Origin of the sequence: Klebsiella sp. RHBSTW-00484 (assembly GCF_013705725.1) — a bacterium.
Lineage (GTDB): Bacteria > Pseudomonadota > Gammaproteobacteria > Enterobacterales > Enterobacteriaceae > Klebsiella.
In genome coordinates this window covers 504,177-525,976 of the sequence record NZ_CP055481.1, presented here as the reverse complement: position 1 = coordinate 525,976, position 21,800 = coordinate 504,177, and the positions used below count along the sequence as shown (strand labels likewise).

The following is a 21,800-nucleotide window of genomic DNA, read 5'->3' as shown; positions in this document are numbered from 1 at the left end:
TTAAGCGCGGTAGATCGCGGCAATGTCGATAAGTTCGAGCTGCGGATGTGCCAGCGTCGGAGCAGCCAAAGAAGTGGTGGTATAGATGGCATCAACGCCGTTGCTCAGCAGATGTTCAACGCCTTTTGAAAAAATGCCGTGCGTCACATACAAGCTGACGCTGTGGGCACCAGCATCGCGCAGCACCTGCGCCGAACCGATAAAGGTGCCGCCGGCGTCGCATAAATCGTCGACAATCAGCAGATCCCTGCCCCTGACATCACCCGCAACCAGTGCAAAGCCTGTCAGGTTGCCGCTTGCTACATCACGCTTTTTGCTCAGAATGGCGTACTCCGAGACACCTGTTGCTCTGGCGACAGCATCAATTTTTTTCAACGCCCCCGCATCTGGCGCCACCAGCATTAGCGTCTTTTGCTGAAACCGATGGCATAGAGTCGAACTCTGCAACAGGCACCTCTCCTGTGGAATCGCCACAAAGTTATCTATTGCCGCCGCCGCAGCGTCGCTGTGCGGATCAAGCACTTTCACCTTATCGAACTTCAGCGTGTTGAGTTGAGTAGCAAAGACTCTCAGCGCAAAACTGTCACCAGCAACCATATGTCGGTCCTGACGCGCCCACGGTAGCCAGGGTAGTTCGAGGTGGCTGACCAGCACATCGGTCTGGTGACGGACCGCGTCCACCAGTTGCGCAAGCAACATAAAGTCGTTCATATCCTGCATCGCAGCAGCGCGAACGCACATCAGGCGGGCAGAGGATGGCAACGGGTCGGTCACCTTCAGCCAGACGGCACCATCAGGAAAAACACCGTTGTCGATAGTGTAAGTCTGGTTATCCAGGGTTAACGTCAATTTCATACTCATCACTCTTCCCTCTCAATTATGTCCCTTCGACACAATTAATAATGTCCTTAAGACACATATTAAGCAAGCATAAAAATGCATTATTTCTCTAAAAAGGTAATTTACTGATAAATAATAATAAAAAACGCAGTCTTGCTGCTCAGTGTCGGGCTGGTACACTGATGGGCGTTCCAAATCATCGCGAGTAGCCTATGAACACCGAAGCCGACTATCTGAATCAATATGATGCCAGCCGCTTTCCCTCCCCTCTGGTGACGGTGGATAGCGTGTTATTCACGCTCCATCAACAAGCGCTGTGCGTCCTGCTGGTAGAGCGGGCAAACCACCCGCAGAAAGGGTATTGGGGATTGCCCGGCGGCTTTATTGATATGGCGTGCGATGACTCCACCCGCGCCACCGCGATGCGTAAGCTCACTGAGAAAACCGGGGTTTTCCCTTCATGGTTGGAACAGCTGGACACTTTTTCCGGGCCCGATCGCGACCCGCGCGGCTGGAGCCTGACTGTCACCTGGTTTGCACTGATTGCCTGGGCGGACTGCGAACCGCATATCGCCAGCGTCAGCGATGCCCGTTGGGTGCCAATTGCCAAGCTTGCCGACTATTCCCTGGCGTTTGATCACCAGAAAATCATCACCGCCGCCCTGCATCGCTTAAGGCAAAAGACCATGTATTCTTTACTGCCCGTTTACTGCTTGCCGGAGACCTTCACCCATGGCCAGCTACAGGAAGCGACGGAGGTAATCCTCGGTCAGTCCATACAGCGTAAAAGCCTGATTCGCCGTTTTGAAGCGTCAGGGATGTTTGAAGAGACAGGTGAAAGCATGGCGACAGGCACAAGAAAGGCCCGCCTGTGGCGGCGTAAGCCTGGAGTGGATATTCATCTTTTCTCACGCAATCTGCTTACCGATTAGCCACAAGACCACATATTGGCTAACCTGCGCACTTCATGCGCGGTATAGTATGTATAAAGATTATTAATTGCTCTGGTGCTATGGTTGATATCACTCCCACAGAAATGACGCCCCCCGAAGACGACTCGCAGCAGTTTCACCCGATGCGCGGCGTTGGCAATCGTCATTTGCAAACCATGTTGCCGCGGCTAATCCGTCGCAAGCTACGTTTCACTCCACACTGGCAGCGTCTTGAATTACCGGATGGCGACTTTGTCGATCTGGCGTGGAGCGAAGAACCATCTCAGGCTCGTCATAAACCGCGACTGGTGGTATTTCATGGTCTTGAGGGCAGCCTGCACAGCCCTTATGCTCACGGACTCGTCCACGCGGCCATGCAGCGCGGCTGGCTGGGCGTGGTGATGCATTTTCGCGGCTGTAGCGGCGAACCCAACCGAAATAACCGTATCTACCATTCAGGCGAAACGGAAGACGGCTCCTGGTTTTTACGTTGGCTTCAGCGCGAATACGGCGACGTGCCAACTGCAGCGGTGGGTTACTCGCTCGGGGGCAATATGCTGGGCTGCCTGTTGGCGAAAGAAGGTGACGATATTCCTGTCGATGCTGCCGTTATCGTCTCAGCGCCGTTTATGCTGGAAGCCTGCAGTTCTCATATGGATAAGGGGTTTTCCCGCGTTTATCAGCGTTATCTGCTCAATCTGCTGAAGGCGAATGCCGCGCGTAAGCTGAAAGCTTACCCGGGCTCTTTGCCGGTTGATTTACGCCAGCTAAAAGGCATGCGCCGCATCCGCGAATTTGACGATAGCATCACCGCCAGGATCCACGGTTTTGCCGATGCGCTAGACTACTATCGCCAGTGTAGTGCGATGCCGCGCTTAAGCGACATCACTAAACCAACGCTGATTATTCATGCGAAGGACGATCCTTTTATGGATCACCACTCCATCCCGCCGCAAGAACAGCTACCAGCAAATGTCGAGTATCAACTTACAGAGCATGGCGGCCATGTTGGTTTTGTCGGTGGTACGCTGCGCAAGCCGGAAATGTGGTTAGAACAGCGAATTCCGGATTGGCTAACTCGCTGGTTAGAAAGGCAAATATGATTATTCCCTGGCAGGATCTCGATCCCGAAACGCTGGATAACCTGATTGAAAGTTTTGTATTACGCGAAGGCACCGATTATGGTGAGCATGAACGTTCGCTGGCGGATAAAGTCGCCGATGTCAAACAACAGCTGAAAAGCGGAGAAGCCGCGCTGGTGTGGTCAGAGCTGCACGAGACGGTCAATATTATGCCCCGCAAGCAGTTTCACGGCTAAGGCGGCATCACACTATCGTTTACCCTGGGAGTTGTTATGTCTGCCAAACATCCGGTGATTGCCGTCACGGGCTCTAGCGGCGCGGGAACCACGACCACCAGCCTCGCCTTTCGCAAAATCTTCGCCCAGCTCAATCTCCACGCCGCCGAAGTGGAAGGCGATAGCTTTCACCGCTACACCCGCCCGGAAATGGACATGGCGATCCGCAAAGCGCGAGATCAGGGCAAACACATCAGCTACTTCGGTCCCGAGGCTAACGATTTCGGCCTGCTGGAACAGACTTTCAGAGAATACGGGCTGAACGGTACAGGTCAGTCACGCAAGTATTTACACACCTATGATGAAGCCGTGCCGTGGAATCAGGTTCCTGGCACCTTCACTCCCTGGCAGTCGCTACCTGAACCCACTGACGTGCTGTTTTATGAAGGCCTGCACGGCGGAGTTGTCACGCCCCAGCACAACGTCGCTGACCATGTTGACCTGCTGGTCGGGGTTGTGCCGATCGTTAACCTGGAGTGGATCCAGAAGCTTATCCGCGATACCAGCGAACGCGGCCACTCTCGTGAAGCGGTGATGGATTCCGTCGTTCGCTCGATGGAAGATTACATCAACTTCATTACCCCGCAGTTTTCACGCACTCATCTCAACTTCCAACGCGTACCTACGGTGGATACGTCCAACCCATTTGCAGCCAAAGCAATCCCATCGCTGGATGAAAGCTTTGTCGTTATCCATTTCCGCAACTTACAGAATATCGATTTCCCCTGGCTACTGGCGATGCTTCAGGGCTCGTTTATCTCGCATATGAACACGCTAGTGGTACCGGGAGGGAAAATGGGGCTGGCCATGGAGCTTATCATGGCGCCGCTGGTCGAGCGGCTAATGGAAGGCAGGAAAATCAACTAACAAAAAACCCCGGTAGCGCAGCGCATGCCGGGGCGACGAGTTCGCGCAGTTCGGCTTATCCCTCGATCACTTCATAAGAGTGAGTGATGTTTACTGCTTTCTCCAGCATCAGCGCCACCGAGCAATATTTTTCCGCCGAGAGATCAACTGCGCGAGAAACGGCAGCATCTTTCAGCTCTTTACCGGTCACGATAAAATGCAGATTGATATGGGTAAACAGACGCGGTGCTTCCTCGCGACGCTCAGAAGTCAGCTTAACTTCGCAGTTAGTGACGTTATGGCGTCCCTTCTGCAGGATAGAAACCACATCAATTGCGCTACATCCGCCCGCCGCCATCAACACCATTTCCATCGGGCTGGGCGCTTTATCCCCGGAATTACCGTCCATCAGAATCTGGTGACCAGAAGCCGACTCACCAATGAAGGTTAACCCTTCAACCCATTTCACTCGCGCTTGCATAAATTTAACTCCAGGGCTGTAATTTTCCTGACAGATTACGCGCACATAACAATTCTCGCAACGGAAGGCGACCTAGGTCATGCTGAAGCGAGACACCAGGAGACACGCGGCGAAAGCTATGCTAAAACAATCGGGATGCTACAGTAATACATTGATGCACTGCATGTATGCTGAGGAGTTCACATTACAGGCTGCAGGAAATTTTCAGCCAGATTCCCAGGTATAGGGATTTAATACGATTGCATGCCCGGATGCCGTGTAGTGTCGGCATCTGGAGATAGCTTATAACAGAGGATAACCGCGCATGGTGCTTGGCAAACCGCAAACAGACCCTACCCTTGAATGGTTCTTGTCTCATTGCCACATTCATAAGTACCCCTCAAAGAGCACGCTGATCCACCAGGGTGAGAAAGCAGAAACGTTGTACTACATCGTTAAAGGCTCCGTGGCTGTACTCATCAAGGATGAAGAAGGTAAAGAGATGATCCTCTCTTACCTCAACCAGGGCGATTTCATCGGTGAATTAGGCCTGTTTGAAGAAGGTCAGGAACGTAGTGCATGGGTACGTGCGAAAACCGCATGTGAAGTGGCCGAAATCTCCTACAAAAAATTCCGTCAGTTGATCCAGGTTAACCCGGACATCCTGATGCGTCTCTCTTCGCAAATGGCACGTCGCCTGCAGGTTACGTCAGAGAAAGTCGGTAACCTCGCCTTCCTCGACGTGACGGGTCGTATCGCCCAGACGCTGCTGAACCTGGCAAAACAGCCTGATGCGATGACCCACCCGGACGGTATGCAAATTAAAATTACCCGTCAGGAAATCGGTCAGATCGTTGGATGCTCCCGCGAAACAGTTGGCCGCATACTGAAAATGCTGGAAGATCAAAACCTGATCTCCGCGCACGGTAAAACTATCGTCGTCTACGGTACCCGTTAAGTCGGTAAAACGGCGTGTTGCCTGGCAATACGCCGTTTTTGTTTCCCCCTCATGTGGCGCAGGCTGATTTACCACCCGGAAGTCAACTACGCACTGCGGCAAACGCTGGTGTTGTGTCTGCCGGTCGCAATCGGACTTATTCTCGGACATTTACAGCAGGGCTTACTGTTTTCCCTGGTACCAGCCTGTTGCAACATTGCCGGTCTGGACACACCACATAAGCGCTTCTTTAAACGCCTGATTATTGGCGGCTGCCTGTTTGCTGGCTGTAGCCTGATTGTCCAGCTCCTGCTGCAACGCGAGATCCCTCTACCACTGATTCTCACTGGCCTGGCGCTAATCCTTGGGGTGACTGCCGAAATCAGTTCACTGCACGCGCGACTACTGCCCGCTTCGCTTATCGCCGCCATTTTTACCCTCAGCCTTGCGGGCAACATGCCGGTCTGGGAGCCACTGCTAATCTACGCGCTCGGCACCTTATGGTATGGCGTCTTTAACTGGTTTTGGTTTTGGCTATGGCGCGAACAACCGCTGCGCGAGTCGCTGAGCCTGCTCTACCGCGAACTGGCTAACTATTGCGAGGCCAAATACAGCCTGCTGACCCAGCATACGGACCCTACCACCTCGCTGCCGCCGCTACTTAACCGCCAGCAGAAAGTGGTTGATCTGATTACCCAGTGTTACCAGCAGATGCATATGCTGGCGGCCAATCAACGCAACGACCACAAACGTCTGTTGCGCGCTTTTCAGGTGGGGTTGGATTTACAGGAACATATCTCCGTTAGCCTGCATCAGCCGGAAGAAGTGCAGAAACTGGTGGAACGCAGTCACGCAGAAGCAGTGATTCGCTGGAATGCGCAAACCGTTGCCGCCCGCCTGCGTGAGTTGGCGGACGATCTTCTCTACCATCGTTACCCACAGCGCTTTCAGATGGATAAACAGATCGGCGCGCTGGAAAAAATTGCCTGGCAGCATCCGGATAACCCGGTCGGCCAGTTCTGCGCCTGGCACTTCAGCCGTATCGCCCGGGTTCTGCGTACCCAGCGTCCTCTGTACACGCGCAACTTGATGGCGGATAAAACCCGACGTTTACCCCTGCTGCCAGCGCTGAAAAGCTACCTGTCGTTTAAATCTCCGGCGTTACGCAACGCCGCGCGCATCAGCGTAATGCTGAGCGCCGCCAGCCTGATGGGCAGCGCATTGCATCTGCCAAAACCCTACTGGATCCTGATGACGGTGCTTTTCGTGACGCAAAACGGCTACGGCGCGACACGGGTGCGCATTGTTCACCGGGCGGCTGGAACGATTGCCGGACTGGTGATCGCCGGGCTGACGCTACACTTCCACGTGCCTGAAGGCTATACGCTGACCGCCATGCTCTTCATCACGCTGCTAAGCTACCTGATTATTCGTAAGAACTACGGCTGGGCAATGGTTGGTTTTACCGTCACGGCGGTTTATACCCTGCAATTACTCACGCTAAACGGTGAGCAGTTTATCATCGCCAGATTAATCGACACGCTTATTGGCTGTCTGATCGCTTTTGGTGGGATGGTTTGGCTATGGCCGCAGTGGCAAAGCGGTCTGCTACGCAAAAATGCCCACGACGCGCTGGAAGCCGATCAGGAAGCGATCCGGCTCATTCTTAGCGACGACCATCAGGCTCCGGCGCTGGCCTATCAGCGAATGCGCGTTAATCAGGCGCACAATGCGCTGTTTAACTCACTCAATCAGGCAATGCAGGAACCGGGCTTTAATTCGCACTATCTGGAAGATATGAAGCTGTGGGTAACCCATAGCCAGTTCATTGTTGAGCACATCAATGCGATGACCACCCTTGCGCGCGAGCACAATATGCTGACGCCGGATCTGGCTCAACGTTATCTGGAGTCCTGTGAGATTGCGCTACAGCGCTGTCAGCAACGGCTGGATTCAGATGGACCGGGGAGCGCTGGAGATGTGAATATTATGGAGGCCCAGGATGCAGAAGTCCCTCGCGGCCCGCTCAGTACCATGGAACAGCATCTGCAGCGCATTCTGGGTCACCTGAACACCATGCACACCATTTCGTCGGTGGCATGGCGTCAGCGTCCGCATCATGGCATCTGGCTACGCACCACTAAGCGCTAAGCACACGCTCAACTGCCTGGGCAAAGCGCGCCATTCCTTCGGCAATATCGCTATCGTCAATCACCAGCGACGGCACAAAGCGCATGACGTCAGGCCCGGCGTTGAGCACCATCACACCAGCGTCTGCGGCAGCATAAAGGAAGTCGCGCGCCCGGCCCTGATGCTGCGGCTTAAGCTCAGCACCAATTAGCAACCCCATTCCGCGGATATCGCTAAACAAATCGAATTGCGCATCAATCTGCTGGAGATGTTTAACAAACAGCTCGCGCTTCGCACTCACACCTTCCAATACTTCTGGTGTGTTGATCAGATCGAACGCCGCCCCGCCCACCGCGCAGGCCAGCGGATTGCCGCCGTAGGTGGAACCGTGAGAACCCGCGTGGAAAGCGCTGGCAATTTCATGCGTGGTTAGCATCGCGCTAATCGGGAAGCCACCGCCAAGCGCCTTAGCGCTGGTCAGAATATCCGGCGTCACGCCGTAGTGCATATAAGCGAACAGCGAGCCCGTACGCCCCATACCGCACTGCACTTCATCAAATACCAGCAGCGCCTGGTGCTGATCGCACAAATCACGTAACCCTTGCAGGAATTCAGGCGTCGCCGCAGTCACGCCCCCCTCGCCCTGAATCGGCTCTACCACTACCGCGCAGGTATGATCGTCCATGACGGCTTTCACCGCGTGCAAATCGTTAAACGGCACGTGAACGATATCAGCCGGTTTCGGGCCAAAGCCATCGGAGTATTTCGGCTGGCCGCCTACGGAGACGGTGAACAGCGAACGACCATGGAACGCATTGTGGAAGGCGATGATTTTGGTTTTATACGGGCTATGGCGAGTCACGGTGTAATGACGCGCCAGCTTGAACGCGGTTTCGTTAGCTTCCGTCCCGGAATTCATAAACACCACGCGATCGGCAAAAGTCGCATCGACCAGCTTACGTCCCAGGCGCAGGGCCGGTTCGTTGGTAAAAACGTTACTGGTATGCCACAGGGTTTCGCCCTGCTCATGCAGCGCCGCCACCAGCGCCGGATGGCAATGACCGAGCGCGGTCACGGCAATACCGCCTGCGAAATCAACGTACTCTTTGCCCTGCTGATCCCATACGCGGCTGCCCTTGCCCTTCACCGGAATAAATTCTGCCGGTGCATAAATCGGCAAAATGACCTCATCGAATGTGGCGCGGGTGATTGCCGGTTGTTCAGTTGCCATGTCATGCCCATCCTTCTTCGTTATGCAGCAATGATTATGATAATCTAATCACAAAATATGCATAAAAAATCAATCAATGGCAACTACAAATCAACGATTGAGGAAGTTTGCCAGCAGTTGATGCCCCTGCTCGCTAAGAATGCTCTCCGGGTGAAACTGCACGCCTTCGAGATCAAACTCGCGATGGCGAATCCCCATGATCTCGCCCTCTTCGCTGCGGGCGGTAATCTCAAAGCATTCCCCTAGCGTTGGGGGATCGATCAATAAGGAGTGGTAGCGAGTAACGATGAGTGGATTATTCAACCCAGCAAACACCCCTTGCCCATTGTGAATGACGGGAGACGTTTTACCATGCATTACTTTGGCAGCCCGCACGATGGTCGCACCGAAAACCTGCGCGATAGCCTGATGACCAAGGCAGACGCCCAGGAGCGGAGTCTTGCCGGAAAAGTAGCGAATCACCGCCAGCGAAATCCCCGATTCATCAGGGGTACAGGGGCCCGGCGAAATAACGATTTTCTCCGGCGCCAGCGCGATAATCTCCTCCAACGTCAACTCATCATTACGCCTGACAAGGACTTCGGCTCCCAGCTCGCAGAAGTACTGATACAAATTCCAGGTGAAAGAATCATAGTTGTCGATAAGCAGGATCATGGCGGCTCCGGAAGTTACAAACCGGGGTATTCTACGCAGATTCTCGGGTTTCGCTTATCACTTTATCTGGCGGGAGAAAGCAGCGCGGGCTAGGTGCCCGCGCGGGAAACATATTTTACGGCAGTACTTTCGCCGACAGAATAACAATCGGTTTAGACGGAACATTTTGATAAGGCCCAACGTTATGGGTCTGTACCTGAGAAATCTTATCCGCAACGTCCATTCCTTTCACGACCTTGCCGAAGACTGCATAGCCAAAATCACGCTGGCCGTGATCGAGGAAGGCGTTATCTGCAATGTTGATAAAGAACTGGCTGGTCGCGCTGTCCTGATCGGCTGTACGCGCCATAGCGATGGTCCCACGTGTATTACGCAGGCCATTGTCCGCTTCGTTTTTAATCGGCGGGTTAGGCTGTTTTTGCTGCATCTGCTCGTTGAAACCGCCGCCCTGCACCATAAAGCCCGGGATCACGCGGTGAAAGGTGGTGTTGTTATAGAAACCACTGTTGACATACTTCAGGAAGTTATCCACCGAAATGGGTGCCTTCTGACTATTCAGCTCAAGCTCAATATTGCCCGCAGAGGTGGTTAGCAACACATGAGGGTCGCCCTTCGCCGCCATGGCCGGGGAAAATGCTGAAAAGGCGAAAACGGCAGCCACCGCCACGAGAGTTGATTTGAGCATGGAAATTCCTTAACGGAGCAGAATAAAAAGCGAGTGCCTTGATTCTAAAGAGCCTTTGCATCCTGGGCCAGCCTTTTACCTAATTTTACTTAGCTGAAACACTTGTTACGACGCAATCATTAATCCATCAAATAATTAAATGTGATTTCAATCACATTTATTCGTGCAAAAAGATCTACATTTCAGAATAAACATTTAATTACATCACGCAAACGAATAAAATCTGTCCGCCCGGCGCAGAGTCAACGCGCTATACATTTCTATTCACAGGCCAGTCATGACTAACAGCAACCGTATCAAGCTCACATGGATCAGCTTCTTCTCCTACGCCCTGACCGGCGCGTTGGTGATCGTCACCGGGATGGTGATGGGAAACATCGCAGATTATTTCCATCTGCCCGTTTCCAGTATGAGCAACACCTTTACCTTCCTCAACGCCGGTATCCTGATTTCTATCTTCCTGAATGCCTGGCTGATGGAAATCGTTCCGCTGAAAACCCAACTGCGCTTTGGCTTTATCTTGATGGTACTCGCCGTCGCAGGTTTGATGTTTAGTCATAGCCTGGCGCTGTTCTCTGCCTCAATGTTCGTACTTGGGCTGGTCAGCGGGATCACCATGTCGATTGGTACCTTCCTGATCACCCATATGTATGAAGGTCGTCAGCGCGGCGCGCGCCTGCTGTTCACCGACTCCTTCTTCAGCATGGCGGGAATGATTTTCCCGATGCTTGCCGCATACCTGCTGGCACGAAGCATCGAGTGGTACTGGGTTTATGCCTGCATCGGTCTGGTTTATGTGGCTATTTTCGTACTGACTTTCGGCTGTGAATTCCCGGTATTAGGTAAAAAAGCGCCGCTGGACAGCCAGCCGGTAGTAAAAGAGAAATGGGGTATCGGCGTGCTGTTTCTCTCCATTGCCGCACTCTGTTACATCCTCGGCCAGTTGGGCTTTATCTCCTGGGTGCCGGAATACGCCAAAAGTCTGGGCATGAGCTTGGGTGATGGGGGTAAACTGGTGAGTGATTTCTGGATGTCGTACATGATTGGCATGTGGTCATTCAGCTTTATCCTGCGCTTCTTTGACCTGCAACGTATTCTGACCGTGCTGGCAGGCGCGGCTACGGTTCTGATGTATCTGTTTATTAACGGTTCGCCGGAGCATATGCCGTGGTTTATCCTGACCCTCGGCTTCTTCTCAAGCGCAATCTACACCTCTATTATTACGCTGGGCTCGCAGCAGACCAAAGTGTCGTCGCCGAAGCTGGTGAACTTCATTCTCACCTGCGGTACCGTCGGCACCATGTTGACCTTTGTGGTTACCGGCCCAATCGTCGCCGCCAGCGGTCCGCTGGCAGCGCTGCATACCGCTAACGGTCTCTATGCCGTGGTATTTGTGATGTGCGTGATCCTCGGCTTTGTTTCCCGCCACCGCCAGAACAACGCAGCGGCGTAACCTCACTAAGCCTCAGACCCCTTTGTTCCGGCAAAGGGGCTGCTTTTGGTAAAGAATAGCTCTTCCCCTCCCTTGTCCGTCTGCACCCAGGTCTGCGCTAATTGCGTCGTGGCGATGACTCTCCCCTGACGAATTGACCAACGTACTGGCACCTGGCAGCGCACTGCTTCAAAACCATTCTCCGCAGGCAGAATCACCAGATTCGCCGGATTTCCGGGCACAATGCCGTAATCGCTCAGGCCAAACGTCCGTGCGCTGTTTTCCGTCACCAGCTTCAGCCCATCGTTAATTTGCTGATATCCCATCATCTGGCAAACGTGCAGCCCCATATGCAGCACCTGCAACATGTTGCCGGTACCCAGCGGATACCACGGATCAAAGACATCATCATGACCAAAGCAGACGTTAATCCCCGCCGCCATCAGTTCCTTAACGCGCGTAATACCACGGCGCTTCGGATAATCATCGAAACGCCCCTGGAGGTGGATATTAACCAGCGGATTAGCCACGAAGTTAATGCCGGAGAGTTTCAACAAGCGAAAGAGTCGCGAGGTGTAAGCGCCATTATAGGAGTGCATGGCGGTGGTATGGCTGGCGGTGACGCGTGGCCCAATTCCCTCTTTCAGCGCCAGAGCAGCCACGGTTTCAATAAATCGTGACTGCTCATCATCGATTTCATCACAATGGATATCCAGAGGCCGCTGATACTGCTTCGCCAGGCGAAATGCGATATGTAGAGATTCCACGCCGTACTCGCGGGTGAACTCAAAATGCGGGATCGCACCGACCACGTCAGCCCCCAGACGCAGTGCCTCCTCCAACAGAGCTTCACCGTTGGGGTAGGATAAAATCCCCTCCTGAGGAAAGGCGACTATTTGCAGCTCAATCCACGGCGCAACCTCCTTTTTCACCTCCAGCATCGCTTTGAGTGCGGTGAGCGTAGGGTCGGAAACGTCGACGTGGGTACGCACAAACTGGATGCCGTTAGCAATTTGCCATTTCAGCGTCTTCCATGCGCGAGCTTTAACATCTTCATGGCTCAGTAAAGCCTTACGCTCTGCCCAGCGCTCAATACCTTCAAACAGAGTCCCGGACTGATTCCAGTTAGGCTCTCCGGCGGTTTGGGTGGTATCAAGGTGGATATGCGGTTCAATAAAAGGGGGAATAGCCAATCCGCCGCGCGCGTTCAGCACCTCATAACTCTCATTGCGCGCCTCGCCCATAGGGGTTATATCCCCGAAGCGCCCCTTGTCTATCGCTATCTGCCAAAGACCTTCGCGATCGGGCAGGCGAACGTTCTCAATCAACCAAAGCGGCGCTGCTGTCATATCGATGACCCCCGTTAAATACGGCTAAAAATTCACTCAGCCTTGTGCCGGTTTCTTCTGCTGATTTTGTACACAAAAAAAGCAAAAAGGAAAAGCCAGCGTTTTCCAAGACTTATAAAAATGCTGACAAATCAAAAATATACCACTTAAGTAGTAGGTAAAGGTGTAATTGATTTGCATCAATAAGTATCTTGGCTGAATCGTTAAGGTAGGCGGTAATATAAAAGAAATCGAGGCAAATATGAGCAAAGTCAGACTCGCTATTATTGGTAATGGTATGGTCGGCCATCGCTTTATTGAGGATCTTCTTGATAAATCCGACGCTGCCAATTTTGATATTACCGTCTTCTGTGAAGAACCCCGTATCGCCTACGACCGCGTACACCTCTCCTCCTACTTCTCTCACCATACCGCTGAAGAGCTCTCTTTGGTACGAGAAGGTTTTTACGAAAAGCACGGCGTTAAGGTGCTGATTGGCGAACGCGCTATCACCATCAATCGTCAGGAAAAGGTCATTCACTCCAGCGCGGGTCGTACCGTATTTTATGACAAGCTGATCATGGCGACCGGCTCCTATCCGTGGATCCCACCGATTAAAGGTTCCGAAACCCAGGACTGTTTTGTCTATCGCACTATTGAAGATCTCAACGCCATTGAGTCCTGTGCCCGTCGCAGCAAACGCGGCGCGGTAGTCGGCGGCGGCCTGTTAGGTCTGGAAGCTGCGGGCGCGCTGAAAAACCTTGGCGTTGAAACCCACGTGATTGAATTTGCTCCTATGCTGATGGCTGAACAGCTCGATCAGATGGGCGGCGAGCAGTTACGTCGCAAAATTGAAAGCATGGGCGTGCGCGTGCACACCAGCAAAAACACCAAAGAGATCGTCCAGGAAGGCACCGAAGCGCGTAAAACCATGCGTTTTGCTGACGGTAGCGAACTGGAAGTCGATTTTATCGTTTTCTCAACCGGTATTCGCCCGCGCGACAAGCTAGCCACCCAATGCGGTCTGGAAGTCGCCCAACGCGGCGGTATCGTAATTAACGACCGTTGCCAGACATCCGATCCGGATATCTACGCCATCGGCGAATGTGCCAGCTGGAACAATCGCGTTTATGGCCTGGTTGCTCCGGGCTATAAAATGGCACAGGTGACCGCTGATCATATCCTCGAAACGGAAAACGCCTTTGAAGGTGCGGATCTGAGCGCCAAGCTGAAGCTGCTGGGCGTTGACGTTGGCGGTATCGGCGATGCCCATGGTCGTACGCCGGGCGCACGTAGCTACGTTTATCTTGATGAAAGCAAAGAAGTCTACAAACGTCTGATCGTCAGCCCGGATAACAAAACGCTGCTCGGTGCGGTACTGGTGGGCGACACCAGCGATTACGGCAACCTGCTGCAGTTGGTTCTCAACGCGATTGAACTGCCGGAAAACCCGGACTCACTGATCCTGCCAGCCCACGCGGGCAGCGGTAAGCCGTCCATCGGCGTGGATAAACTGCCGGACAGCGCGCAGATCTGCTCCTGCTTCGACGTCACTAAAGGCATGCTGGTCGCCGCCATCAATAAAGGCTGCCACACCGTGGCGGCGCTGAAAGCGGAAACCAAAGCCGGTACCGGCTGCGGCGGCTGTATTCCGCTGGTAACCCAGGTGCTCAACGCCGAGCTGGCGAAACAAGGCATCGAAGTGAACAACAACCTGTGTGAGCACTTCGCGTACTCTCGCCAGGAACTGTTCCACCTCATCCGCGTGGAAGGCATCAAAACCTTTGAAGAGCTGTTGGCGAAACACGGCAAAGGCTACGGCTGCGAAGTGTGTAAGCCAACCGTTGGCTCCCTGCTGGCCTCCTGCTGGAACGAATATATTCTCAAACCGCAGCATACCCCGCTGCAGGATACCAACGACAACTTCCTGGCGAACATCCAGAAAGACGGTACCTACTCTGTTATCCCTCGCTCTGCCGGTGGCGAAATCACGCCAGAAGGCCTGGTGGCCGTCGGCCGTATCGCCCGTGAATTTAATCTGTACACCAAGATCACCGGTTCTCAACGTATTGGCCTGTTCGGTGCGCAAAAAGACGATCTACCGGAAATCTGGCGTCAGCTGATCGACGCAGGCTTCGAAACGGGTCACGCGTATGCCAAAGCGCTGCGTATGGCGAAAACCTGCGTAGGCAGCACCTGGTGCCGCTACGGCGTGGGCGATAGCGTCGGCTTCGGCGTCGAGCTGGAAAACCTCTATAAAGGCATCCGCACCCCGCACAAAATGAAGTTTGGCGTTTCCGGATGTACCCGTGAATGTGCGGAAGCCCAGGGTAAAGACGTCGGCATCATCGCGACAGAAAAAGGCTGGAACCTGTACGTCTGCGGTAATGGCGGGATGAAACCGCGCCATGCAGATCTGCTGGCAGCGGATCTGGACCGTGAAACGCTGATGAAATACCTCGACCGCTTCATGATGTTCTACATCCGTACGGCCGATAAACTGACCCGTACCGCGCCGTGGTTAGATAACATGGAAGGCGGCATTGAATACCTGAAATCGGTCATCATCGACGACAAGCTGGGTCTGAACGAGCATCTGGAAGAAGAGATGGCCCGCCTGCGCGAAGCGGTGATATGCGAGTGGACGGAAACCGTCAACACACCAGCCGCCCAGGTTCGCTTCAAGCACTTCATCAACAGCGACAAGCGCGATCCGAACGTCCAGGTGGTTCCTGAACGCGAACAGCATCGCCCGGCTACGCCGTACGAACGCATCCCGGTAACTCTGGTGGAGGAAAACGCATGAGCCAGTGGAAAAATATCTGCAAACTCGATGACATCGTGCCGGAAACCGGCGTCTGCGCGCTGTTAGGTGATAAACAAGTGGCAATTTTCCGCCCTTATCACGGCGACCAGATTTTTGCGATCAGCAACATCGACCCGTTCTTTGAGTCCAGCGTCCTGTCCCGCGGCCTGATTGCCGAGCATCAGGGCGAGCTGTGGGTTGCCAGCCCGCTGAAAAAGCAGCGTTTCCGCCTGCGCGATGGCCTGTGTCTGGAAGATGAAAGCCATTCGGTGGCGCACTATGAAGCCCGAGTGAAAGACGGCGTCGTGCAGCTACGCGGTTAATAGATTAACGGGAGGCGCAACGCCTCCCTTTTTTTGAATTTCTTTTTTATTTTTGGGTATACGGATTTAATGGTTGATGGGGCACCTTCACCCCATCAATCTGATACCACCCTCAGATGGTTGATAGATCGACTCCGTAGTTGAGTTCCTCTGCGAAGTCCGGCAGTCCGTAACCGATGGTTTTCTTGTAGAAAGGAGAGACCTTCGCAGTCGGTGCCTTCTTCTTGTGCTTCGTGGTGTAGAGCATTCGTGCCCGCATCACCTCGAAGGAGTAACCGCGCCCTTCACGGTTCTTGTCCTTGGCCAGTCGGTTGATGGACTCCGTGTAAGCGTTGGTGACGGGCATGTCCGTCTCGAAGTAGGTCATGGTCTCTTCGCGCCAGTTTCCCACTGCCCTGACCAGATCGCTCCAGACTTCCTTTTGGCCCTTCGGGATGGTGGCTATCCACTCGTCCAGGGCGGCTTCTGCCTGGAGCCGTGTGGTGGCGTCCCAGATGCCGTAGAAGCGCTCCTTGTGCTCGTAGGCGGCCAGCAGTTGCGGGAACGCGCCTGTCCAGGTCTCCATGATGAGGCGCTCCCGGTCTGAGACTTCGTGAGCGCGTTTCAGCAGGATTTTCCGGTCTCCCTTGAGAGTCCGGCTCTGGGACGGTTTCAGCTCCTTTCTGAGGCCCTTGCGCACTCTCTCTAGGGCATCGTTGGCCATGCGCACCACATGGAACTTATCGACCACGATACGGGCCTGGGGCAGCACAGCCTTGACCGCTGCCCGGTAGGGGTTCCACATGTCCATGCTGACGATCTCGACCTTCTGCCGGTCTTTCAGCTTCATCAGGTAGTTGGTCACCACGTCCTGGCGGCGGGTGGCCAGCAGGTCGAGCAGGGTTCGCTCCTCAATGTTGGTCAGAATGCAGCGGTAGCGCTTGTTCAGGTATAGCTCGTCAATGCCCAGGATGCGGGGCGTCTCGAAGCGGTGCCAGCGCCCCAGGAACTCGGCGCGGGCGTTGAAGATGTCGCGCACCGTCTTCTCGTCCAGGCCGGTCTGTGCCGCCACAAAGGTGTAGGGGTGGTTGAAGGATTCCTTCTCCACGTACTCATGCAGCCGCAGTGTCATACGGAATCCGTCCACCATCTCCGGTAGCTGGGGCCTGAATGTTGTCTTGCAGGCCCGGCAGGTGTATCGGCGGCGGACCACCCAGAGAGTGACCCGCTTGCCGTGGATGGGCAGATCACGATAGGGAACGTCACGCTTGCCGAACCGTACGAACTCACCCTGCACGCCGCATTCCTCGCAGGCGATGGGATCGGGCACGTCCACCTGGAAGTGCATTTCGTCGTCGGTTGATTTGCAGCCCAGTACTTGGTATTGCGGCAGGTGAAGGATGTTGTCGGGAAGTTCGGTCATGGTGTTGTATAGGCGTAGGTGTCAGTCAGATCCATCCGACTCGGCATTGGTGTTTGCTTTTTTACCCAACAAGCTGCTGGAAACGAAAAGTAAGGCACCGAGGACAATTGCAATATCAGCCAGGTTGAAGGCCGGCCAATGCCAGTCTCGCCAATAGAAATCAAAGGAATCCACAACATAGCCGCGAAAGACCCGGTCAATCAGGTTGCCCATGGCGCCACCGAGGATAAGACTGTAAGCGATGGCTTCTCCTTTATGACGATTTTCAAGGATCAGCTTGATCAGAAAAATCGAGACCACTACCGCGATTCCGATAAAAAAGTAGCGCTGCCAGCCTCCACCATTCGCAAAAAGACTGAATGCGGCACCGGTGTTCCATAGGTGCACCCAGTTAAAGAACGGGGTCACCGAAACATACTCGCCATAGGCCATTGATTGCTGCACCAGCCACTTTACAGCCTGATCAGACGCTGCCAGCAGGCCCGATATGGACAATAGGGCATACGGCGAGAGCTTTTTGCCAATAATGAGCATTATTTAACCCTTCAACGCCAAAATGCGTCTGGCACCGTTAAGTACAATGCCCCCCGCGATGGTGCCGATAATCAGATCCGGATAATTGGAACCGGTCCACGCGACCAGGGCGCCGGCGGTGATGACCCCCAGGTTGATCACCACGTCGTTGGCCGAGAATATCCAGCTTGCCTTCATGTGCGCCCCGCCTTCCCGATGTTTGGATATGAGCAGCAGACAACTGGTATTGGCAATCAATGCGACGAATGCGATAGCCATCATCACCAGCGATTCAGGCTCACTACCGAATACAAAGCGTCTCACCACCTCTACGAGCACGCCCACAGCCAAGATCAGTTGCAGTACACCAGCAAGATGCGCGGCACGTACCTGCATTTTCACGCTATGTCCAACCGCATAAAGGGCAAGCCCGTACACCGCCGCATCGGCAAAATTGTCCAGGGATTCTCCAATCAGGCCGGTGGACCGGGCGATCAGACCGGCAGTCATTTCCACCACGAACAGAAGTGCATTGATGCCGAGCAACCAGCGCAGGGTCCCGGATTCTTGCTTAGCAGAAGCTGCCGAAAACTCGGCGGCCTTGATGGTCTCCGGATTTGCAGCGACGGTTTCCTGAAGCGAGGCGCCTAGCCCCAAGGTCTTCAGTTTCGAGGTGACGGGCTCGACCTCGCCGTCATGCACGACCTTCAGCCGGCGGTTCGACAAGTCGAAGGACAGCGCCCGAATCTCCTCAAAGCCGTTCAGGGCTAGGCGAATCATTCGTTCTTCTGATGGACAGTCCATCTTCGGCACGGCATAAACACTGACCCATCTCCCTGGCGCCTCGGAGGAGGCCTGTATATCGGTATCCGCTGCGGACGTTGCATCACCGCCACAGGCGCCACCACAGGATTTGCTCATGATACGACTCCACTTGAACAATGTTGTGGTACCATTTTAAACTATAAAGCTACTATAAGGTCAATAGAGTAAAGAATCCGTTGGGGAGGAGGCTGATGCGCATTGGTCAGTTGGCGCAGTTGGTAGGGGTCGAAACACAGACGATCCGCTTCTATGAACAGCAGGGCTTGTTGCCGCCGCCTGATCGGCAGGACAACGGTTACCGTGTCTATACCGAGAAGCATGGTGAGGGGCTGGCCTTCATCCGTCGCTGCAGAATCCTGGGCCTGTCACTGGCTGAGATTCACGAACTACAGAGCTATCAGGACGACCCTCATCAGCCTTGTACCGCCGTCAACGCCTTGCTCGATGATCACATCTCTCATGTGCGGTCGCAGATAACCGCTCTGCAAGCGCTTGAGAAACAACTCGTTTCACTGAGAGCGAGTTGCAACGATGACCGGGAAGTTGAGGCGTGTGGGGTTCTTGCTGGAATTAGCGAAGGAAACATGCACCAGCAGTAGGTGAAGCATCAACCAGATAATCCGATGAGATGCCGGTCTGTCTCACTCTCATGCAAAGGTAAGATCAACCATTTAATCCGCTTACCCTTATTTTTATATCTCAAGGGTAATCAATCATATGTTTACGGACACTATAAACAAGTGCGCGGCTAACGCTGCGCGCATTGCACGCCTCTCGGCCAATAATCCATTCAGTTTCTGGGTCAGCTCGATGATGGCAGGCGCTTATGTCGGCCTCGGCATCATCCTTATTTTCACCCTCGGCAATCTGCTCGACCCATCTGTTCGTCCTCTGGTGATGGGCGCCACTTTTGGTATCGCCTTAACCCTGGTGATTATCGCCGGTTCTGAATTGTTTACCGGCCACACCATGTTCCTGACTCTGGGCGTGAAAGCGGGCACCATCAGCCAGGGGCAGATGTGGGCCATTTTGCCGCAAACCTGGATGGGCAACCTGCTCGGTTCTATTTTCGTGGCGCTGCTGTATAGCTGGGGTAGCGGCAGTCTGCTGCCGGTCGATACCAGCCTCGTTCACACCGTCGCGCTGGCTAAAACCAGCCAATCTGCGATGGCGCTGTTTTTCAAAGGCGCGCTGTGTAACTGGCTGGTATGTCTGGCAATCTGGATGGCGATCCGTACTGAAGGCTCAGCAAAATTTATCGCTATCTGGTGGTGCCTGCTGGCGTTTATCGCTTCCGGCTATGAGCACTCCGTTGCCAACATGACGCTGTTTGCCCTCTCCTGGTTCGGTCATCACAGCGATGCCTACACCCTTGCGGGAATTGGTCACAATCTGTTATGGGTAACACTCGGCAATACTTTGTCCGGTGTCGTATTTATGGGATTGGGTTATTGGTATGCTACGCCGAAATCGGAGCGCCCAGCTCCGGAAAAAACTAACGAGACTGAGAGTCTGGCTCAGTAGGCGTAATCGGTGCAGACAGGTTGAACACGGACGGCGCGGAACAACCGGAACGTACACGTAGTACGTGAGGATTGTGAGCACTGCCCAGGTTCAACCTGACAAATAAGATAGCCTAATAGCCAGATTCTAAGGCTGCTGCCAATAATTAAGAGGTAATGTCGTGGACCATTTGCCTATATTTTGCCAATTACGCGATCGCGACTGTTTGTTAGTCGGCGGCGGCGATGTTGCCGAACGTAAAGCTCGCCTGTTACTCGACGCGGGAGCCAGATTAACGGTCAACGCGCTGGATTTTGTGCCTCAGTTCCAGGTGTGGGCCGATTCGAACATGCTCACCCTGGTAAAAGGCGAGTTTAACCCTGCTCTGCTGGATAACTGTTGGCTGGCGATTGCTGCTACCGACAACGAAAAGGTGAATCAGCAGGTCAGTGAGTCATCAGAAGCAAGGCGAATATTTTGCAACGTGGTCGACGCACCTCAGCAGGCCAGCTTTATCATGCCGTCGATTATCGACCGCTCACCATTGATGGTTGCCGTCTCTTCAGGCGGCACCTCACCGGTGTTGGCGCGCCTGCTGCGTGAAAAGCTGGAGTCAGTTCTGCCGCTCCATTTAGGCCAGTTGGCTCAGTACGCCGGGCAATTGCGTTCACGTGTGAAGAAACAGTTTGCGACCGTGAGCGAGCGTCGCCGTTTCTGGGAGAAGCTGTTTGTTAGCGACAGGCTTGCACAATCTCTGGCGAATGAAGATCGTCAGGCGGTTGCAGATACCACGGAACAGCTACTGACCGAGCCGCTGGATCATCGCGGTGAAGTGGTGCTGGTTGGCGCGGGCCCTGGCGATGCGGGGCTGCTAACCCTCAAAGGGTTGCAGCAAATCCAGCAGGCCGATGTGGTGGTTTATGATCGTCTGGTTTCCGACGATATTATGAACCTGGTGCGCCGCGATGCCGATCGGGTCTTCGTCGGCAAACGCTCAGGCTACCATTGCGTGCCGCAGGAAGAGATTAACCAGATTCTATTGCGCGAAGCCCAGGGCGGAAAACGCGTCGTGCGCCTGAAAGGCGGCGACCCGTTTATCTTTGGTCGCGGCGGTGAAGAACTGGAAACTTTGTGCAGCGCCGGCATTCCTTTCTCAGTCGTCCCGGGTATCACCGCAGCCTCCGGCTGTTCCGCCTATTCTGGTATCCCCCTGACCCATCGCGATTTTGCCCAGGGCGTGCGTCTGGTCACCGGCCACCTTAAGACCGGCGGCGAACTGGACTGGGAAAATCTGGCGGTAGAAAAGCAAACCCTGGTGTTCTATATGGGCCTGAATCAGGCACCGGCGATCAGGGAAAAACTGATTGCTCACGGCATGGCGGCGGATATGCCTGCGGCTATCGTTGAGAACGGCACGGCGGTAACCCAGAAGGTCGTTACCGGCACGTTAGAGCAGTTGGATTTGCTGGCTCAGCAGATGGCCAGCCCGGCACTGATTATTGTGGGTCGCGTGGTTGGTCTGCGCGATAAGCTTAACTGGTTCTCAAATCACTAATGACGCTATAGCCCGGCGCATAACCGCCGGGCTACAAATTG

At 54.1% G+C, this 21,800-nt stretch carries 21 protein-coding genes; 12 read left to right on the top strand and 9 right to left on the bottom strand.

Annotated elements, in window-relative coordinates; genetic code table 11:
• Nucleotides 1-861 carry a ribose-phosphate diphosphokinase gene (prs, locus tag HV213_RS02360; protein WP_181484669.1) on the bottom strand — a complete coding sequence of 287 codons (861 nt, stop codon included), beginning with the start codon at nucleotides 859-861 and terminating at the stop codon, nucleotides 1-3.
• A 191-nt stretch (nucleotides 862-1,052) separates the two neighbouring features.
• On the opposite strand from prs, the gene HV213_RS02355 reads away from it, so the two are divergent.
• The 4 genes from HV213_RS02355 to HV213_RS02340 all read left to right on the top strand — a co-directional run bounded on the left by HV213_RS02355 (nucleotide 1,053) and on the right by HV213_RS02340 (nucleotide 3,996).
• Nucleotides 1,053-1,772, top strand: a complete 720-nt coding sequence (locus tag HV213_RS02355) for an NUDIX hydrolase (RefSeq protein ID WP_181484668.1) — start codon at nucleotides 1,053-1,055, stop codon at nucleotides 1,770-1,772.
• Between the two features lie 143 nt (nucleotides 1,773-1,915).
• Nucleotides 1,916-2,875, top strand: coding sequence for a hydrolase (locus tag HV213_RS02350; RefSeq protein WP_249415946.1), 960 nt, complete (start codon nucleotides 1,916-1,918; stop codon nucleotides 2,873-2,875).
• Entirely contained in the window at nucleotides 2,872-3,090 is a 219-nt protein-coding gene (locus tag HV213_RS02345) for a YheU family protein (RefSeq protein ID WP_110274983.1), read from the top strand. The genes HV213_RS02350 and HV213_RS02345 overlap by 4 nt, the downstream gene beginning before the upstream one ends.
• Before the next feature lie 36 nt (nucleotides 3,091-3,126).
• Nucleotides 3,127-3,996 carry a phosphoribulokinase gene (locus tag HV213_RS02340; protein WP_110274982.1) on the top strand — a complete coding sequence of 290 codons (870 nt, stop codon included), beginning with the start codon at nucleotides 3,127-3,129 and terminating at the stop codon, nucleotides 3,994-3,996.
• A gap of 55 nt (nucleotides 3,997-4,051) precedes the next feature.
• Here HV213_RS02340 and HV213_RS02335 read toward each other — a convergent pair whose 3' ends face one another.
• Nucleotides 4,052-4,456, bottom strand: coding sequence for an OsmC family protein (locus HV213_RS02335; protein WP_004106401.1), 405 nt, complete (start codon nucleotides 4,454-4,456; stop codon nucleotides 4,052-4,054).
• Nucleotides 4,457-4,760: 304 nt separating this feature from the next.
• Here HV213_RS02335 and crp point away from each other — a divergent pair, with 304 nt between their 5' ends.
• Together crp and HV213_RS02325 are read left to right on the top strand one after the other, a co-directional pair.
• Nucleotides 4,761-5,393, top strand: coding sequence for a cAMP-activated global transcriptional regulator CRP (gene crp, locus HV213_RS02330; protein WP_000242758.1), 633 nt, complete (start codon nucleotides 4,761-4,763; stop codon nucleotides 5,391-5,393).
• Nucleotides 5,394-5,444: 51 nt separating this feature from the next.
• Nucleotides 5,445-7,523, top strand: a complete 2,079-nt coding sequence (locus tag HV213_RS02325; protein WP_181484667.1) for a YccS/YhfK family putative transporter — start codon at nucleotides 5,445-5,447, stop codon at nucleotides 7,521-7,523.
• Here the strand turns inward: HV213_RS02325 and argD are convergent.
• The 3 genes from argD to ppiA all read right to left on the bottom strand — a co-directional run bounded on the left by argD (nucleotide 7,513) and on the right by ppiA (nucleotide 10,072).
• On the bottom strand, nucleotides 7,513-8,733 hold the full coding sequence (argD, locus tag HV213_RS02320; RefSeq protein ID WP_181484666.1) for a bifunctional acetylornithine/succinyldiaminopimelate transaminase: 1,221 nt from the start codon (nucleotides 8,731-8,733) through the stop codon (nucleotides 7,513-7,515). The genes HV213_RS02325 and argD overlap by 11 nt on opposite strands.
• A 90-nt stretch (nucleotides 8,734-8,823) precedes the next feature.
• Entirely contained in the window at nucleotides 8,824-9,387 is a 564-nt protein-coding gene (pabA, locus tag HV213_RS02315; protein WP_181484665.1) for an aminodeoxychorismate synthase component 2, read from the bottom strand.
• 115 nt (nucleotides 9,388-9,502) lie between these two features.
• Nucleotides 9,503-10,072, bottom strand: a complete 570-nt coding sequence (gene ppiA, locus HV213_RS02310) for a peptidylprolyl isomerase A (protein ID WP_142513308.1) — start codon at nucleotides 10,070-10,072, stop codon at nucleotides 9,503-9,505.
• Nucleotides 10,073-10,349: 277 nt separating this feature from the next.
• Here ppiA and tsgA point away from each other — a divergent pair, with 277 nt between their 5' ends.
• On the top strand, nucleotides 10,350-11,525 hold the full coding sequence (gene tsgA / locus HV213_RS02305) for an MFS transporter TsgA (protein WP_181484664.1): 1,176 nt from the start codon (nucleotides 10,350-10,352) through the stop codon (nucleotides 11,523-11,525).
• Between the two features lie 5 nt (nucleotides 11,526-11,530).
• Here the strand turns inward: tsgA and HV213_RS02300 are convergent, their stop codons facing one another.
• Nucleotides 11,531-12,853, bottom strand: coding sequence for a cytosine deaminase (locus tag HV213_RS02300; RefSeq protein WP_181484663.1), 1,323 nt, complete (start codon nucleotides 12,851-12,853; stop codon nucleotides 11,531-11,533).
• 241 nt (nucleotides 12,854-13,094) lie between these two features.
• Between HV213_RS02300 and nirB the strand changes: the two genes are divergently transcribed.
• Complete coding sequence (gene nirB / locus HV213_RS02295; protein WP_112214755.1) at nucleotides 13,095-15,638, top strand: NADPH-nitrite reductase large subunit; 2,544 nt, start codon at nucleotides 13,095-13,097, stop codon at nucleotides 15,636-15,638.
• The gene (gene nirD / locus HV213_RS02290; protein WP_181484662.1) at nucleotides 15,635-15,961 is read left to right on the top strand and encodes a nitrite reductase small subunit NirD; all 327 of its coding nucleotides are present in this window, start codon (nucleotides 15,635-15,637) and stop codon (nucleotides 15,959-15,961) included. The genes nirB and nirD overlap by 4 nt, the downstream gene beginning before the upstream one ends.
• 112 nt (nucleotides 15,962-16,073) lie before the next feature.
• On the opposite strand, the gene HV213_RS02285 is transcribed toward nirD, so the two are convergent.
• From HV213_RS02285 to HV213_RS02275, 3 genes are read right to left on the bottom strand one after another with little or no spacing between them, the layout of a single operon-like run.
• Nucleotides 16,074-17,363, bottom strand: a complete 1,290-nt coding sequence (locus tag HV213_RS02285) for an ISL3-like element ISPpu12 family transposase (RefSeq protein WP_004574636.1) — start codon at nucleotides 17,361-17,363, stop codon at nucleotides 16,074-16,076.
• A gap of 21 nt (nucleotides 17,364-17,384) precedes the next feature.
• Nucleotides 17,385-17,897: a signal peptidase II gene (lspA, locus tag HV213_RS02280; RefSeq protein WP_003821921.1), complete on the bottom strand. Its 513-nt coding sequence runs from the start codon at nucleotides 17,895-17,897 to the stop codon at nucleotides 17,385-17,387.
• Between the two features lie 3 nt (nucleotides 17,898-17,900).
• Entirely contained in the window at nucleotides 17,901-18,797 is an 897-nt protein-coding gene (locus HV213_RS02275; RefSeq protein WP_004364974.1) for a cation efflux transmembrane domain-containing protein, read from the bottom strand.
• A gap of 95 nt (nucleotides 18,798-18,892) precedes the next feature.
• Between HV213_RS02275 and cadR the strand changes: the two genes are divergently transcribed.
• The 3 genes from cadR to cysG all read left to right on the top strand — a co-directional run bounded on the left by cadR (nucleotide 18,893) and on the right by cysG (nucleotide 21,759).
• Nucleotides 18,893-19,300, top strand: coding sequence for a Cd(II)/Pb(II)-responsive transcriptional regulator (gene cadR, locus HV213_RS02270; RefSeq protein WP_004364961.1), 408 nt, complete (start codon nucleotides 18,893-18,895; stop codon nucleotides 19,298-19,300).
• Between the two features lie 118 nt (nucleotides 19,301-19,418).
• On the top strand, nucleotides 19,419-20,225 hold the full coding sequence (gene nirC / locus HV213_RS02265) for a nitrite transporter NirC (protein WP_181484661.1): 807 nt from the start codon (nucleotides 19,419-19,421) through the stop codon (nucleotides 20,223-20,225).
• Between the two features lie 160 nt (nucleotides 20,226-20,385).
• Entirely contained in the window at nucleotides 20,386-21,759 is a 1,374-nt protein-coding gene (gene cysG / locus HV213_RS02260) for a siroheme synthase CysG (RefSeq protein ID WP_181484660.1), read from the top strand.
• The last annotated feature ends 41 nt before the right edge of the window (nucleotides 21,760-21,800 follow it).

Bases quoted from the DNA above. Each gene is read 5' to 3' on its own strand.
- prs (WP_181484669.1), bottom strand. From the start codon at position 861: ATGAGTATGAAATTGACGTTAACCCTGGATAACCAGACTTACACTATC.
- HV213_RS02355 (WP_181484668.1), top strand. From the start codon at position 1,053: ATGAACACCGAAGCCGACTATCTGAATCAATATGATGCCAGCCGCTTT.
- HV213_RS02350 (WP_249415946.1), top strand. From the start codon at position 1,916: ATGCGCGGCGTTGGCAATCGTCATTTGCAAACCATGTTGCCGCGGCTA.
- HV213_RS02345 (WP_110274983.1), top strand. From the start codon at position 2,872: ATGATTATTCCCTGGCAGGATCTCGATCCCGAAACGCTGGATAACCTG.
- HV213_RS02340 (WP_110274982.1), top strand. From the start codon at position 3,127: ATGTCTGCCAAACATCCGGTGATTGCCGTCACGGGCTCTAGCGGCGCG.
- HV213_RS02335 (WP_004106401.1), bottom strand. From the start codon at position 4,456: ATGCAAGCGCGAGTGAAATGGGTTGAAGGGTTAACCTTCATTGGTGAG.
- crp (WP_000242758.1), top strand. From the start codon at position 4,761: ATGGTGCTTGGCAAACCGCAAACAGACCCTACCCTTGAATGGTTCTTG.
- HV213_RS02325 (WP_181484667.1), top strand. From the start codon at position 5,445: ATGTGGCGCAGGCTGATTTACCACCCGGAAGTCAACTACGCACTGCGG.
- argD (WP_181484666.1), bottom strand. From the start codon at position 8,733: ATGGCAACTGAACAACCGGCAATCACCCGCGCCACATTCGATGAGGTC.
- pabA (WP_181484665.1), bottom strand. From the start codon at position 9,387: ATGATCCTGCTTATCGACAACTATGATTCTTTCACCTGGAATTTGTAT.
- ppiA (WP_142513308.1), bottom strand. From the start codon at position 10,072: ATGCTCAAATCAACTCTCGTGGCGGTGGCTGCCGTTTTCGCCTTTTCA.
- tsgA (WP_181484664.1), top strand. From the start codon at position 10,350: ATGACTAACAGCAACCGTATCAAGCTCACATGGATCAGCTTCTTCTCC.
- HV213_RS02300 (WP_181484663.1), bottom strand. From the start codon at position 12,853: ATGACAGCAGCGCCGCTTTGGTTGATTGAGAACGTTCGCCTGCCCGAT.
- nirB (WP_112214755.1), top strand. From the start codon at position 13,095: ATGAGCAAAGTCAGACTCGCTATTATTGGTAATGGTATGGTCGGCCAT.
- nirD (WP_181484662.1), top strand. From the start codon at position 15,635: ATGAGCCAGTGGAAAAATATCTGCAAACTCGATGACATCGTGCCGGAA.
- HV213_RS02285 (WP_004574636.1), bottom strand. From the start codon at position 17,363: ATGACCGAACTTCCCGACAACATCCTTCACCTGCCGCAATACCAAGTA.
- lspA (WP_003821921.1), bottom strand. From the start codon at position 17,897: ATGCTCATTATTGGCAAAAAGCTCTCGCCGTATGCCCTATTGTCCATA.
- HV213_RS02275 (WP_004364974.1), bottom strand. From the start codon at position 18,797: ATGAGCAAATCCTGTGGTGGCGCCTGTGGCGGTGATGCAACGTCCGCA.
- cadR (WP_004364961.1), top strand. From the start codon at position 18,893: ATGCGCATTGGTCAGTTGGCGCAGTTGGTAGGGGTCGAAACACAGACG.
- nirC (WP_181484661.1), top strand. From the start codon at position 19,419: ATGTTTACGGACACTATAAACAAGTGCGCGGCTAACGCTGCGCGCATT.